The sequence below is a fragment of the Terriglobus albidus genome (assembly GCF_008000815.1).
Lineage (GTDB): Bacteria > Acidobacteriota > Terriglobia > Terriglobales > Acidobacteriaceae > Terriglobus > Terriglobus albidus_A.
On record NZ_CP042806.1, the window covers coordinates 2,064,266 to 2,080,249 of the forward strand.

Genomic DNA, 15,984 nt, shown 5'->3' on the forward strand with positions numbered 1-15,984 from the left:
TGACATCCAGATAGAAGGATAACGAATAAGACCGGCACTCCATATGCCCGCATCGCAGTTTTCATGATCGTTGCCCTCATCGTATTGGCGTGTTCCAACCGACAGATCCAGGAGGAGCCGTAGGGTTGAAGCCGCCAGCAGTACCGAGACTATGTGCAGCACTGTTGCTGTTGGGTCCATGCCAACTATAAGGAATTGTGTTTTGCGGCCAGTTGTTAGCCGCGTTTAACAAATTGTCAACCCCAGTGCAATTATTAGGTGAAGAGCCGCTATCCCAAGCTGTAGGAGCGCCAAGATTATCTGGACCAGCACCGGTTCCACCCGGTGTGACCGGAGTTACCCATTCGTTCAGCATCTGATTTGCACCAGTTTGGGGCCAAGGGCCACCTGAAATCAAATATTGTTGTCCACTGCTGCCTTGTACGTACCAGAACGAATGTGTAGCACCAATCATCTTTGCTCGCCAATCGTCGACGGGTCTATATTTGAGTTGAGCAAAGCATTTAGGTTTGCAACTCAGCCCCATTGGATCTTCGAATGACATTGGATTGTCGAGCACATACGAATAGAGATTCGTGCTGCCGCCGTTGAACCCAATCGGATCTTCGGAGAGGAACCTTCCTGTCTGCGGGGTATAGTATCTGGCGCGGAAGTAGTAGAGTCCGGCTACATCGAATTCTCTACCTGTAAAAGCCAGGCTATTCGTTGAAGAAACGCCTGATTGCGTCGTGTTACCGAATGGATCGTAGCTGTACTGGGTTTGAACAGTTCCACTCGCATCTGTCAGCGCTATAGTGCTCCCCAACACGTCCGTTAGAAAGTTGGATGTCCCGCTCGCATCCGTCCTAGTGAAATATTCGTCTATTCCGCCAGTCAGGAGATTTGCTGTCGGAGATCCGCCACTGATCTCCTGCACTGGATTCCATCTGTCGTAGAGGACGCTGGTACTCACTGCTCCAGATATGCTCTTCGTGGCTCGCCGCCCAAAGACATCGTATGCGAATGCGGCGGAACCTCCAGAATCGATCGATGTGAGTTGATTCCGCGCATTCCAGGAATACGTGTGCAGCCCATCGCTGGTCAGGTTCCCGTTCAGGTCGTACGCAAGAGTCATTGAAGCTGATTGTGTAAGCTGGTTGTTTACGTTGTAGAGGTTTCCGGTAATGGACTGAGGCAACATCGTCCTTGCGAAACTGCCAGCGACTGAGGTTCGACGACCCGCGCCATCGTAGCTATACTTGAGGTCCCCGATCGCGAGGGATGCCGTGCTATATGTGATCCCGGTGAGTTGGGATGCGACGTCGTATGCATATTTTGCGACAATGCCGTTTGGGAGAGTCATACTTGTCCGGCGCCCCAACGAATCATAGCCAAACTGAACGTTCGATGTTCCTTGAGTGATCTGGGTTAAGCGATTGCCCGTGTCGTAAGTGTAGGAAATTTGAGGCTGTCCGCTGATGGTCATCGTTTGACGTTTCCCAATGGCATCAGAAGTATAAGCTATCGTGCCTTGCGGCGAAGTCACAGAGGTGACGTGGTCGAAATCATCGTAGGCTATCGTCGTCGTACCTGCACCCGAATCGACTGCCTGCGTTATTCGGTCGCCAGCGTCCCATGTATAGGTGATCGAACTCTCATACGTGGGACCGGCTGCCGTGCCAAAACCGATAAACGTCGGGCGGTTTAGAGCATCGTATTGATATGACGTAACCTTTCCTCGTCTATCCGTATACCGGATCAGGTTTCCGTTCGGGTCAAATGTCGACGAATCAGGATTGCCTAGTTGATCAGTTTTTGCCTGTAGGCGATCCATATTGTCAAAGACGAAAGATGTGGGAGTTGCAGTATTGCGTGCATCGGTTACGCTGGCGACATTTCCATTAGGATCGTATCCAAATGTTGTCGCGCTTCCCATGGGGTCAGTGAGCTGTGTGGCCTGATTGAGGGAGTCAAAATTTATCTGCTGAACTTGTCCGAGCGAGTTCGTTATGGATGTTGTTCGACCAGCCTCATCAACAAACAAAGATATAGACCTGTGGAGAGCGTCGGTAATCCCGCTTAGATCGCCGCCCGAATAAACCACCTGTGTTGTGTTTCCGGCCTCATCCGTAATCGAACCCAGTTGCCCAGCGGAATTGTAAGAGCCCGTAACAGTCGTGCCGTCAGCATTTGTGATTTCGACGAGGTTGCCAATATTGTCATATTGCAATGCGATGGTCTGTCCCACTGCATTCGTCAGGGATGCCAGTTGGTTGAATCGCGGCTCGTATACGAGAGAGGTCGTCGTTGCGTTGGCAGTTCCGCTCAAGCGAGTGATACTTGTGGGATTGCCCGTCGCGTCATAGGTGTAGCTGGTGGTCCGGTTGAGTGCGTCGGTGACACTTAGTAAAAGCCCTGTCCCTGCCTGGCGGTTGTACGTGATCGTTTGTTGCTCAGGCTTTCCAAAAGCGCGAATGTCGGAACTCACGAAACCGTCTGCGTTGAAATAGACCTTGCGGACGTTTCCCCGTGGATCGGTGACATCAGTTTCAAAGCTTGTCAGCCCCGGGACAACGTAGGTGGTAATCCCCAAGGCGTTCAGCCCGTAATTGAAGAGGTATGTCGAACCGTCCACCATCACCTGCTTCCACACCATGTTGTGAGAGTCATAGTAGTTCGTCAAATACGTTATGTTCCTCGCGTCTTTGATGGTGGTCATATTGCTATTGCCGTCATAGCCGAAGGTTGTTATGCCGCCATTGGCGTCCTTGACCGTACTAAGCCGCCCAGTCGTGTCATACGTGTAGTAGACCGTTCGGCCGGCGTTGTCGGACGCCTGGGTCACACGATTTGACGTGTCGTACGTATATTGAATCCAACGTCCGTTCGGCGAGGTCACTCGCGTCAGATTGTGATTCTGGTCGCGAGTCAATGTGAGGGTATTCCCGTAGCGATCTACGACACCGATAAGGGCCGCTTGAGAGAACGTAGTCGCCCCAAAGCTTTCCGGGAAAAACATCCGCGTCCCATCCTTCAGGGTCAACGTCCACCCACTCTCACTCCTGCTTGTATCCCAGACGATCGTGGAGCCGTAAAAGGGTGTTGATATGCTGAGGTTTTTAAAGACACCGTCCCCAAAGCCAATGCCATTCGAAACGCGATCATAGCGAACGCGTCCGCCATTTGGCAGAATGAGATCCATATACGTATACGTGCTTCCATCTCCGGCGAGATAGATGTCGTAGTTGGACATTGTCCCGATGCCAAATGCATAGGAATTCGAGTCCATTTGGCGATACGTACGGGTTAACGTAGCCGGGATGACGTCCGGTAGAGCCAAGTCCGTCTTGCTATACACAAACAGGCCCGTTTGCAGGTCAATGGGTTCGCCGTCTTTGCCCTGGTCATTGGCGCCATTCGGCCCCGTCTTTGGTGGTGTGCTGGTGTTGCCGACCATTGCACCTGTGAACTCATAGATGACGACACCGGGATTGGGAACAATCTGTTTGGCGTCGGCGGTGACGAATCCCTGACCGTACACATACCATCCTTTTGCGTCCGCATCGTAGTTCCAGAAATTGAAGCTTGTGCCAGACGGCAGTTGAGCGGGGTTCGGATAGAACAGGCGAGCGCCCGGCGCGTTGCTTCCTTCGTCATATCCTTCCAGGTAAGCGCCTCCGGGTTGAATCGTGAAGTAGATCGGCACCTTGACGCCTTTGGGCAATGGAAAAGGGGGCTGATTGATCGGTATAGGCGTGATGCCAACCTTTGTGACCGGTTTGTCGTTTCTATCGTGGATCACTGCGCCGGCAGGCAAATGAAGCTCCAGACCTGGCAGGAGTGGCGTGGACACGATCGTCTCGCGATCGGTAGGCGAAGGAATCGTTACTTGATTTGTCTTATCTAATGCAGTCATCCAGATCGTGTACGGAAGAACGTTTGTCTCTTTGGCTATGATGTCAACGCCATCCTCATAGATTCCATAGGTGAGATTCCCATTCTTCGCGGTCGAACCATCAATCCACATCACTTGATGACCGCCGGGGATATTGGTCAGCAGGAACCGGCCAGTCCCATCGGTATGTGCAACAACATCGCCGATCTGCAATGTCGTGTTGCGTAGTGGCTCACCATCGAGTTGCAGGACTTGTCCTGACACAGCGGTGACACCTTTCGGAGCCTTCAGCGGCGGCAGCTTGCGTGCTGGGGAGTTGAATGGGTCAGACGGTCCTGAGGCGGGAACGAGGTTGCCCGTTGTTGCATCCGTGCCATCGCCAAGCGTTTTGAAACGAACAGTACTGTATGCGAGCTGGCTTCCTGCGGGATCGGCAGCTCCTGAGATCGCGAGAGTGTAGTCGCTTCCGGCGCGGAGAATCTGCGAGGGAGTTACGAAAACAAGACGGCCAGCTTCCGCCGCAACTATTTGAACCGCAACGTCTCCGTCCTGCCCCTGAAGCGTCACGGTCTTCTGAGTGAGGCTGGTTACGGCCAGTGGACGGGAGAATCGCAGCGCAATGATCGTGGAAAGAGGGACGTGTTGCTCGCCGTCCTGAGGGAGAGAGCGGGCAATGGATGGCATTGCTGCGTCATTGTTTGCGGGCACAACGGGAAGAATCTGGACGGTCTGTGTCGCCGGATAGAAGATTTCGGAAGAAGTCAGGTTGTTACCGTTGGAATCCACACCTCCCTTGAAAAAAACCGTCCCATCCGCTTGAAGCGACGCAATATGAGCCGCTCTGGATAGAGAGAGTTTGGCATTAGCGGTCTCGCCTATGGAGCTCCGGTAGTCCCAGAACTCGAGTAGATTTGTGGCCAGTCCAGATTCAGAGACGCCACCTGCAATTAAGACTCGTCCGTCGGTGAGTAGCGTTGTTGTATGGAACGCTCGAGGCGCGAGACCTGACGTCCCAATGGGATGGAAGGTGAGGGTGGCCGGGTCAAAGATTTCAGCGTCCACGAGTATCGTCCTGTCAGATCCTAAGCCGCCAAGAATGAGCACGGTTCCATTTGGCAGGACCGTCTCAGTGTGGCCGTACCTCGCTTTCAAGAGACCGGTGGGAAGCTGCGTGACTCCGCCGGTAATAGGATCTTCGATGAACGCACTACTAACTGCATTTTCTCCTTCCGTTCCGCCGGTCAATAGCAGGCGGCCATCAGGTAATAATGTCGAGCTCTGGCCAGAAGTCCTCTTCGCGGCATTCGGATGTGTCGTTTCTACTTCGCTAGTGCCAGATGCCTTGGCAGCTTGAAGGACAGTTGTTAAGAATGCATTTGCGGCGGGTCTTTTCGAGGCTGTGTCAGCTTCATGTCCGCCTACACCGGCCAGAGCGTGAGAACAGTCACAAGTTGTGAAAAAGGCGATTGCGACAGTGCAACGCACGAGTAACGCGATGAAGAATCTAGTGCTTTTCATATTTGAGCCACTCCGGTGTGCAATCGAGCCTTTCATTTGCCTATCCGATACTTGAGTTTGTCGTTGAATCGATTTCGCTGATGTAGGCACGGTCCACTCCTCACTGAATCAACGAGGCAGTTACCGTTACTCCGCCGGTGCCCAGTGCCGGGTCAATCAAGACCGAGTACGTTCCTGTAGTCGGCAAAGTCAGATTGCCTGTATTCGCGGAACTTGCGCAGGAAAAGCCACTGTTGAGGGTGCTGCCGTCTGGCTTGAGAACTGCATAGTTCCAGCAAGGGTAATAGCTCGCGTTCGTCATGGAGACGTTCACAACCTGGTTCGCACTTCCACTGAATGTAAGGTTGAAGACCTGGCCTGCGAGCGTACTACTTACCGACGCTGGAGTATTGAATGTCAGCGATTGGCTGATCTGCTGAGTCAGGATCGCGGTTAGTCCACCGACACCGGCGCCGGGGTCGATCAATATCGAATATGTTCCCGAACTCGGCAGGGTCAAAACACCGGTTGTGGCTCCGCCTCCACAAACAAGGCTACTTTTCAGCGTACTGCTGTCCGGATTGAGAAGGGTGTAGTTCAAGCACGAGCCGTAAGTGTCGCTCGCCAATGCAAGGTCGATGATCTGGTTTGTACTTCCGCTAAAGGTTATGTTGAAGATCTGGCCCGCGAGTGTACTGCTTATTGGCAACGGTGTATTGAGCGTCAGCGACTGGTTGATCCTTTGAGTCAGGGTCATCGTTAGGCCGCCAACACCTGGGCCGGGATCGATCAATAACGAATAGGTTCCCGAACTCGGCAATGTCAAAGCACCAGTTGAAGCCCCACTTCCACAAACAAGGCTACTTTTTAGCGCGCTACCGTCTGGATTGAGGAGGGTATAGTTCAAGCACGGGTTGTACGCGCTGCTGGTCAATGCAAGGTCAACAATCTGGTTTGCACTGCCACTGAAGGCTATGTTGAAGAGCTGGCCCGCAAGCGTGCTGCTTATTGACAGCGGCGTGTTGAGCGCCAGCGACTGGTTGATTCTTTGGGTCAGGGTTGCTGTCACTGCCCCGACACTGGATCCGGGATCGATCAGTAACGAATATGTTCCCGAGCCAGGCAGGGTGAAGACACCGGTCGCAGCCCCGCTTCCACAGATGGGTCCATTTTTCAGCGTGCTGCCGTTCGGGTTGACAATGGTATAGCTGAAGCAGGTGCTGTATGTCTTGTCTGTCAGTGCCAGATCAAGGATTTGGCCGGCTACTCCGCTGAATACAAAGTTGGCTTTCTGGCCGGGATAACTTGTACTGATCAGTGTCGGGGCAGCAAACTGCAGAACTCCCGTAACGGTACTGAATCCGTTTAAGGTGATCGGCGCAGCGCCAGTCGTGCCACCGGGGTCTATTCCGACCGTGTATGTACCGCTGTAGGTGAGGGTTTGAGTTGGAAGGTATCCGCCTGAACCGCACCCAGTGGTGGCGAGCTGATTACCGAAGGGGTCGATTAGCAATAGGCTGCAATAACCGAAGCTACTGCTACCTACGTTGATTGAAACGTTCTGCCCCGCAACCCCATCGAACAGCATCAAACCAATTTTTCCCGCCGTGCCAATCGAAACAGTTTGAGTGCTGTTCGTTGTCATCCGCCCGGTGAATCCAATATCTGTTGCGGCATGTGTTCCGAATGGAACATAAAAGTCCTGCGTACTTGTTGCCATCCCGGACTTGGTCCCGACGGAGATATGTCCTGAGGCTGTAGATCCAGGCAAGGACACTGTGAGTGAAGTGGCCGTTGCGGCACTGACGGAAGCGGCAGAAAGACTGATTTTTACTACATCATTGATCGGTGTCGGATCGAATCCCGTTCCGGTGATGGTGATCGAAGTGCCCGGAACCCCACTCGTTGGAGTAAAGCTTGTGATCGTCGGAGCGCCGGTGCCGCTCGTGACGGTGAAAGGCCCTGAACTTGTGGCAGACCCACCGGGCGCTGTAAGGCTCACAGTTCCAGTTGTCGCGCCGGTCGGAACGCTGACTATCAGTTGAGTGGCGCTTGCGGAGGTCACCGTCGCCGACGTTCCATTGAACGCGACTGAATTCTGGCTTGGTGTTGCGCTGAAGCCGGTTCCCGTGATTGTCACTGCCGTTCCGACCGGGCCACTGCTTGGCGCCAATTGGATAATCGCTGTCTGTGATGATGACTGGCGGCCGATTGAAAGAAGATTTCCGACCGCATCATACTGATACGTGGCCGTATCGCTCTGAGAATCCGAAACGCTTATCAGTCGTCCGCTCGCATCGTATGCGTAGCTGATAACGGATTGTCCCTGGAGAGTGAAGTTGGCGGAAGTTGCGCCGGTACTGACGCTCAATCCGGAAATGGTTGCACTCGTGTAACCGGGGCTCGCTGCGGTGGCCGTATATGTTCCGGCGCTGAGGCTCGCGATCGAGTAGTTTCCAGAGGAATCGCTGGTCGCGGTTCCCATGACTTCTCCTCCCTGTGACATGCTTACGGTGGCGCCGCTGATTCCGGTGACTCCATCCGTTTTAGTGACGTGACCTGAAACGGTTCCAGGTGTCGCCAGAGCGAAATTGGCTGTAGCCGCTGAATTCACCGTCACGGCGATGTTTGGAGTTCTGCTGGTGCCATAGCCAGTTGCCGAGGCGATTACGTCATATGTCCCCGCCGCCAGGTTGGCTATCGAATAGGTGCCGTCCGCTGCTGTAGTGGCATTGCCGGCCACTGTTCCAGCTTTTAGGACTTGTATATTGCAGCCGGAAATGGGACTCCCATCGGAAGTCTTGGTCACCGTTCCTGCCAAACTACCGCTGCCGATTGTGAAAGCCACACCATTACTCAACAAGCCGTTTGCTGCTACGACGACCTGGCCGCTGACGGTACCCGCTGGAACCGGAACAACGATCTTGGATACAGACCAGCTTGTTGGGCTTGCGGTCATGCCGCCGAACGTAACGTACCCAGAACTTTGTAGTGCGCCGAAATTCGATCCTAGGATTGTGACGCTTGTCCCGGCGACGCCAGAATTGGGCGTTAATGAAGCGATCGTTGGGCCTGTAGTAAACACGATGCCATTACTGCTGGAGCCATTCACAACCACGGTAACGGGGCCGGTTGATGCGCTTGACGGCACTGGCGCGACGATCGATGTGTCACTCCAGGACGAGGGTGTAGCGACTATCCCGTTGAAGAGCATCCTGCTCCCACCCTGTTGCGCACCGAAGTTTGCCCCTGAGATGGTCACGGTTGTGCCCGTGCCGCCTGAGGTGGGCGAGAGCGAGGCTATGCTGGGCGCCACGGAGAAACTGAATGAATTACTGGCGATGCCACCGGCGGTCACAACGACGGGACCGGTTACGGCGCCTGCGGGAACCGTTGCGACGATGGATGTGTTTACCCAGTTCCCAAGCGTGGCCTGCACGCCGTTGAACGTGACGGTTCCTTGTGTCGTGCCAAAGTTATAGCCCTGAATCCTGACAGCGGATCCCACCGCACCCGCAGTCGGCGCGACCCCGATAATCAGTGGCGTTACGGTGAAGGTCCCACCGCTGACAACGACGCCGGATATGGTCACTGTGACAGGCCCCGTCGAAGCCCCAACCGGTACGGGTGCGACGATCGTGTTGCCGCTCCATGATGTTGGTGCGGCGGGTATGCCATTGAAGCTTATGCTGCTCGATCCTTGCGAGGCGCCGAACCCGCTGCCACTCACCGTGACGGACGTACCTACGGGCCCGCTCGAAGGCGAAATACCCGTAATTGCCGGGAGCACGGTGAAGGAGCTCCAGGTTGTACTCTGCCCGGCAACCGTTATAACAATTGGTCCCGTCGAGGCGTTTGCCGGTACTGGTACGGTAATGCTCGAATCCGTCCAGTTCGAGGGAGTTCCCGCGACACCGTTGAAGGTGACAGTACTCGATCCCTGGGTCGATCCAAACTGCCCGCCAGTGATTGTCACTGATGTTGCAGCTGCACCCGATGAGGGGGATACGTTCGAGATGTATGGATATAGGACCTCAGGTATTGTGATCGCAGAGTCGTAGTTGAGATTCGGCGTTCCCTCAATGTAAAGCTGTATCTTCACGGATTTGGTGATGGTTCCGGCGGCCGCGTTCCAGACCCCTATCTGGGCATATAGCTTGTCGGTTTGATCGAGCGTCATAGCGCTCGGAATCGAACAGGTGAATGTATATTTCGTGAGCGTCGTCGTCAGATAAGTCGTGCCATTCTGATAACAAAGGCCCGTCAACGATCCCGAGCCATTGATGTAGCTGAGAGCCACATACGGCTCAAGTCCCGAGACCGAAGCCGTCTCATTCATCCAAAGATTGAAGGTGAGGCTTGTTGAGGCCGGAATATATCCAGGGACGACTGCTGCCGTCGTAAACGTATTGATGAACGTGTATCCGCCGCTACTCCCTTTGAGATCTACGCTCTGGAAGAAAGTGCTCGCGGTGTCGGGTCCCGCGGTGCTCAAGAGAAGCGTCCCAGACACTCCTCCCGTCTCTTGGTGAAGGTGGTAAGGCGCGGTCGAAAGAACGCCTACGACGAAGTAAAAGTTGTTGCTTGGATTCCCCCCAACGGTGACAACGACGTTGCCAGTGGTTGCTCCAGACGGCACAGACGTCGCGATCGAGGTGGCCGACCAACTTGTGACACTGGCGGATACTCCGTTGAAGGCAACTGTACTGCTCCCTTGACTACTTCCGAAATTAGCTCCGGTAATCGTTACGGAACTGCCTGTCGCCGCCACCCCTGGACTCACCGAAGTGATACGAGGCCAGGCAGTAAAAAGAGCTCCGTTGCTATTGACACCGCTGGTCTGAACGACAACGTTCCCGGTCACCGCATCTGAAGGGACGATGGCAACGATCGATGTATTGCTCCAACTCGTAATGGAGGCATATTGACCGGATTGGTAAAAAATGACGTTTCCATTTCCCTGGGAGGCGCCGAAGCCGCTTCCCGTGATCGTTACGGACGATCCAGTCGGTCCGGAAGTCGGCGAAATGCTGCTAATCGTCGGCGTTGGGAGGAGCGTGAACGCAACGCTATTGCTCGTCCTACCGCTTACCGTAACAACGACATTTCCTGAACTCGCGCCCGATGGGACTATTCCGACAATGGAACTGGCGGTCCAACTGGAAATGCTCGTCACCGCCGTTCCGTTGATCTTTAAGGTGCTCGTTCCTTGGCTCGCGCCGAAGTTGCTGCCGCTGATATTTATCGTGGCTCCAACAGCCGCTGCATTCGGCGAAATGCTGCTGATATTTGGGTTAGCAGCGAGCGCAGCCGTGTCGAGTGAAATCACGAAAGCGAGAACCCAGAAGAACGGTAGCGAGCGCCTGGACCCACACGTACGGTGCAGTAGCCATGCCAGAATTGGCCTTATCGTTGTCATAATCGAACTCTCCGCTTGCAGACATCCAGAGCCTCGAGAAAGCGCCCCTATCGAATTGATATCGGGAATAAACTAGCCTGATTGGTCTTAGAGCGACGACAGAAAATCACGAAGTCTCTCCCGTTCTTGCAGATTGAGCCTCTTGATAAAAGGCATAGGTGTCCGCAGGGCTGACGTATCGTCAACTCAAAAGATCTATCGATTGTCTGAGGATTATCTAAGGAGAGAAGTAACTGAGGTAGCTTGAGTCGATAGTGGCTTGCGCCGTACCGGAATAAATATGTGAGTAACTAAGAAATGAGAAAGCACGCAACATGGGTATCACCTCGGGAGGCAAAGCAAATGGAAACCCAAAGCTCAATAAGCGTTTGAGCTTTCAAGTACGAAACGTAGCACTTGTGAGAAAGCTTCACGATATTGCGGACAGATTTGCACATTGTCAATATGTTTTTACGCGTCGAGTGCAAAATAGTTTGTTACTCCCATTCTGGGAACAATTTTCTGCAGATCACCGGGAGTGTGCAAACGATTGCAACTATTTATGTCGGTTACATAACTACCGCATTACATGTCAGTTTGTGCTCTCATAGTACCGATAATGCGAATTGGGAATCTCACCTTTGTGTGCGAGCCCATCTGAGCCTTCGAGATAATCAGGGAATGGACAAACTTTATTTACCGACCGCGTTGGAAGATAGTCGGCGGGTGCTCGTTGCGGGGGCGGGCGGTGGTTTCGATGTCTATGTAGGGTTGCCGATTTACGAGCGCCTTAAATCGATGGGAAAGACCGTGTTTCTGGCGAACCTGTCGTTTGCACAACTGAGGGCGACGACTGCGGTTGAACTTCATCCGGCTCTGTTTGAAGTGAACCTAAACACAAAGGGGGAAGAAACCTATCTTCCGGAGCGGAGCCTTGCCCGTTTCCTTTCGCAACGATTTCAGGAGCCTCTATCGGTTTATGCAATCGACAACGTAGGGGCGAAGCCCGTGCGAGCGGCATATGCCCATCTCGCCTCAATGCTTGATATCGATGCGGTGATGCTAGTGGATGGCGGCACTGACATTCTCCTTCGTGGCGATGAAGCGAGCCTGGGAACGCCGGCAGAGGACGCGGTCAGTCTCTCGGGTGTTCACTCTCTGGATATTCCAACACGCATCTTAGCCTGCCTGGGGTTTGGCATAGATACTTTCCACGGTGTATGTCACGCGAGTTGGTTGGAGAACGTTGCAGCACTCACGGCTGTGGGCGCTTTCCTCGGCGCTGGAGCATTGATTGCGAAGATGCCCGAAGTGCAACTCTACCTCGATGCAGTATCCCACTCCGAATTAGAGACTCCGAGCCGTGCCAGCATCGTAAACGCATGCATTGCCTCGGCAATCGAGGGGCAGTTTGGTAATTTTCATCGTTCACGCAGAACTCGATCAAGCGAGCTTTTCATCAGTCCACTCATGACTTTGCTTTGGACTTTTGACCTTGAAACGGTAGCGAAGCGGAATCTTTACCTCGACACACTCCGCGAAACCGAGACAAACCGCGAAGTTCTACTTGCTATCGAGGGATTCCAAGCCACTGTGCGCTCCAGACCTCCACAGCGGATCCCATATTAAGCGTTGTCTTGTCGCCGGCCCTAGTCGGGACACGAGGCCCCGAAACGATACTTCGGAAAGTCGACCCGGACTGAGGCGGCGACCTAGCGGGCAGAGCGTCCCAGGTTTGACACGATCTACGACGCGCGATCTTGCGATACCGGCACGACGACTGTCGGAATGGCTTTACCTGTAAAAAGAAGTGTCCTAAACGCGCGAAGGCAGCCTTGTCGGGACACGAATCGTGCAAAACTCCGTTAGCTGTATGAGACGGAGGTGACTTTTATGCAGCAGGGAAGTGTCATCCAGGCGAGCCGAAAGAATGGTCCGGACGTATGGTTGTTTCGTTGGTCCGAGAAGGATCTAGGCGGGCGGCGTGTGTATCGCAAGAGAGTTATAGGAACCATTTCGGACTACGTCGATGAAGAGGCTGTACGTCAGGCGTCAATCGGCATCCTGTCGGAAGTGAATGTCAGATCTAGTCAAGAACGGATCGGTTTTATAACAGTTGACCAACTTTGCGAGCACTTTGAGCAACGTGAAATTCGATCCGGCCTGAGCCTTTGGAGCATCTCGACTGAAAGAACCTATCGAGGCTACATTCGTCGGTGGATTCGACCGCGGTGGGGATCATTGTCCCTGGATGAGATCAAGGCTGTGGAAGTCGAAGCCTGGCTGCATCGCCTCAATCTTGCTCGTGCGTCCAGAGCCAAGATCCGAAATGTCTTCTCAGTTTTGTTTACACATGCCTGCCGATACGAACTGTTTGACAGCAATCCCATACGGTTCGTCCGTCAGAGTGCTAAACGCCGCCGAGCTCCAGACGTGTTGACAGGCGCGGAAATCAAGGCGCTCGTTGAGGGGCTGGCTCTACGCGAGCGAACTCTCGTCCTACTTGCGGCGTCGACCGGCCTACGGCAGGGCGAACTCTTCGGACTGAAATGGTGCGATATTGACTTCGAACACAACGAGATCAATGTAATCCGATCTTTCGTGTGCGGTGCCGAAGGCCGATGTAAAACCGAGTCCTCACAAAAGCCGGTTCCTATGCACTCCCAGCTTGTCTCGTTGCTAATGACGTGGCGGGGGCAGTGCAACTTCCAATCGCCCACTGACTGGGTATTCGCCAGTAGACTGCACGGCGGGCGAAAGCCTTATTGGGGAGCTTCAATCCTCCGCCATTTCATTCGTCCCGTCGCTAAAGCTGTGGGTATCGACAAACGGATCGGATGGCACACTTTCCGGCACACATACTGCACCCTTCTCAGGAGCCTGGGAGTTGAATTCAAGGTGATGCAGGAGCTGATGAGACATTCGTCTCTGCGTTCCACGCTCGACGTGTATACCCAAGCCGTAGGTCCGGCAAAGCGGGCTGCGCAAGCTGCCGTGCTTTCACTCTTATTCCCGGTGGCCGGGACAGATCTGGACTCAGAGATCATTGGAACGGCCTAGAAGGTTCGATTTATGGGTGCAAAAAGGGTGCAAAAATGTGTCCTTTTGCACCTTCGAATGGAAGGCGAAACTCTGTGTAAGTCTTTGAAAGGATTTGGCGTCCCCGACGGGATTCGAACCCGTGTTATCGCCGTGAAAGGGCGGTGTCCTAGGCCGGGCTAGACGACGGGGACGCTTAGGCTGAAGTGCCTTGGCGCAGAATTGCAGGCCTCTATTACGCTATCAATACTGGAAGCTCATGTCAAAAATACAGCCGCACGGATACAAGTACCTTGATGCCCTGATCACCGCATTTGTCGTAATTCTGCTGGTCAGCAACCTGGTGGCACAGAAGATCTGCCGTATCGGACCGCTAGAGGTCAGCGGTGCGGTGATCCTGTTTCCCATCACCTACATCTTCGGAGACGTCTTTACCGAAGTCTACGGCTATGGAGCGTCGCGCCGGGCCATCTGGCTCGGCTTCTTCGGAACGGCGCTGTTGTACGCGATGGCCACCATCACCATCTCATTGCCTGCGGCCAGCGGATGGCATAACCAGGCGGCCTTCGAGACCGTCTTTGGATTTATTCCGCGCATCCTGTTTGCCAGCATCATTGCGTATTTCCTGGGGGAGTTCGCCAACAGCTACACCCTGGCGCGGATGAAGCTGGTCACCAACGGCAAGATGCTGTGGACGCGCACGGTGGGTTCCACCATCGTCGGTCAGGCCGTCGATACCGCCGTCGTAATGACGCTCACCTTCGGTTTCACGCTTCCGTGGGCCGATATCGGGCGGCTGATCGTGACCGGCTACTTGTTGAAGGTGGTCTATGAAGTGCTGGCTACACCGGTGACCTACGCTGTAGTGGGCTGGTTGAAGCGGTCAGAGGGTGTAGATGCCTTTGACCAGCACACCAGCTTCAATCCCTTTCACTTCGGCGGTGGTGAGCTCGGTGACCGCGATTAGAGCTTGGTAACCAATGCCCCGTACTGATCGAGGATGTAAGAGTCGGTCATGCCGGCGATATAGTCGGCAACGGTGCGGGGCACACCTTCGGTCTCCAGATCGCCGTAATAGTTGCTGGGAAGCTGGCTGGGGTTCTTGACCCAGTAATTAAAGAGCGACTTGATGACGATAACGCCGTGCTTGCGCTCCACATCCAGCGGGCCGCAGGTATAGAGCGCCTCGTAGAGATAGCGCTTTTCTTCCAGGCGTATCGCCTCGATCTCCGGCGAAAAGACGGCGATTCGGTAGGGGTATTCGCGGATCTGTTCCAGCGTCTCAATGCCCAGTTCTTCGATCTGGCGCGTGACGTTGTTGATGACATCGTCGGTAAGACGATGTTGCATCCACTGCAACGCCTCGTGGAAGAGATACTTCTGTTCCACGCCCGGATGCCGGCGATGCACGAACTCATAGAGCTCGCGAAAGATGGTGAGATGTTCGCAGAGTTCGCCAACTTCCAGAATCTTTGATTCGACACCATCATCCAGATCGGCGGTCAGGTAGGCAACCTCATCGACAAGATCGATGATCTGGGCTTCGAGCGGTGGCCGCTGGCCGAGGAAGTATTCTGCAAGCTTTGGATATTTATCGGCCGGGTAGTCGCGCGAGTGTTTGATGATGCCTTCCCGGACACCGAGGGTCAGGTTCAGGCCGCGATGCGCGGCGTAGCGCTGCTCGAAGCGTTCGACCGTGCGGAGAGCCTGCAGATTGTGATCGAACCGCAGCCCGTGCGGCTGCAGACACTCGTCGAGGGCGCGCTCGCCGGTGTGACCGTAGGGTGGATGCCCTATGTCGTGAACCAGGGCGAGCGTTTCGGCAAGTTCGACATTCAAGCCAAGAGCAGAAGCGACCTCGCGCGCGATCTGAGCGACCTCAATCGAGTGGGTCAGGCGCGAACGGAAGTGGTCTGAGGTGCGGGTGGAGAAGACCTGCGTCTTACCGGCCAGGCGGCGAAAGGCGCGTGACCCTACGACGCGATCGCGATCGCGTTCAAACGGCGAGCGCGACATCCGCTCTGGGTAAGGCCATTTGCGCTGGATCAGCGGATCATCCGCATCGCCGCGTACAGCATAGGGTTTGCGCAAGGTCGACATGCGATCGTACGAAAAGAAGCTCCTAACAGCAGGCTATCAGCCGGAGGGTTAAGGAAAAGGAAAAAGGCCAGCCTGA

General features: G+C 54.4%; 6 protein-coding genes and 1 tRNA gene. 3 read left to right on the forward strand and 4 right to left on the reverse strand.

What is annotated here, in order from left to right; translation table 11 throughout:
- Positions 1-76 precede the first annotated feature (76 nt).
- Complete coding sequence (locus FTW19_RS08330) at positions 77-5,428, reverse strand: RHS repeat-associated core domain-containing protein (RefSeq protein ID WP_147647190.1); 5,352 nt, start codon at positions 5,426-5,428, stop codon at positions 77-79.
- Between the two features lie 64 nt (positions 5,429-5,492).
- A complete protein-coding gene (locus tag FTW19_RS08335; RefSeq protein WP_147647191.1) occupies positions 5,493-10,790 on the reverse strand; it encodes a beta strand repeat-containing protein in 5,298 nt (1,765 codons plus the stop codon).
- Between the two features lie 660 nt (positions 10,791-11,450).
- Here FTW19_RS08335 and FTW19_RS08340 point away from each other — a divergent pair.
- Both FTW19_RS08340 and FTW19_RS08345 read left to right on the forward strand, forming a co-directional pair.
- Complete coding sequence (locus FTW19_RS08340; protein WP_147647192.1) at positions 11,451-12,398, forward strand: DUF1152 domain-containing protein; 948 nt, start codon at positions 11,451-11,453, stop codon at positions 12,396-12,398.
- Between the two features lie 264 nt (positions 12,399-12,662).
- Entirely contained in the window at positions 12,663-13,829 is a 1,167-nt protein-coding gene (locus FTW19_RS08345) for a tyrosine-type recombinase/integrase (RefSeq protein WP_246153744.1), read from the forward strand.
- Positions 13,830-13,924: 95 nt separating this feature from the next.
- Here FTW19_RS08345 and FTW19_RS08350 read toward each other — a convergent pair.
- Positions 13,925-14,002: transfer RNA gene (locus FTW19_RS08350), tRNA-Glu, on the reverse strand.
- 65 nt (positions 14,003-14,067) lie between these two features.
- Here FTW19_RS08350 and FTW19_RS08355 point away from each other — a divergent pair.
- Positions 14,068-14,775 (forward strand): queuosine precursor transporter, encoded by a 708-nt coding sequence (locus FTW19_RS08355; RefSeq protein WP_147647194.1) that lies wholly within the window; start codon positions 14,068-14,070, stop codon positions 14,773-14,775.
- Here FTW19_RS08355 and dgt read toward each other — a convergent pair.
- Entirely contained in the window at positions 14,772-15,908 is a 1,137-nt protein-coding gene (dgt, locus tag FTW19_RS08360) for a dGTP triphosphohydrolase (RefSeq protein ID WP_147647195.1), read from the reverse strand. The two genes, FTW19_RS08355 and dgt, sit on opposite strands and share 4 nt — an antisense overlap.
- Positions 15,909-15,984 lie beyond the last annotated feature (76 nt).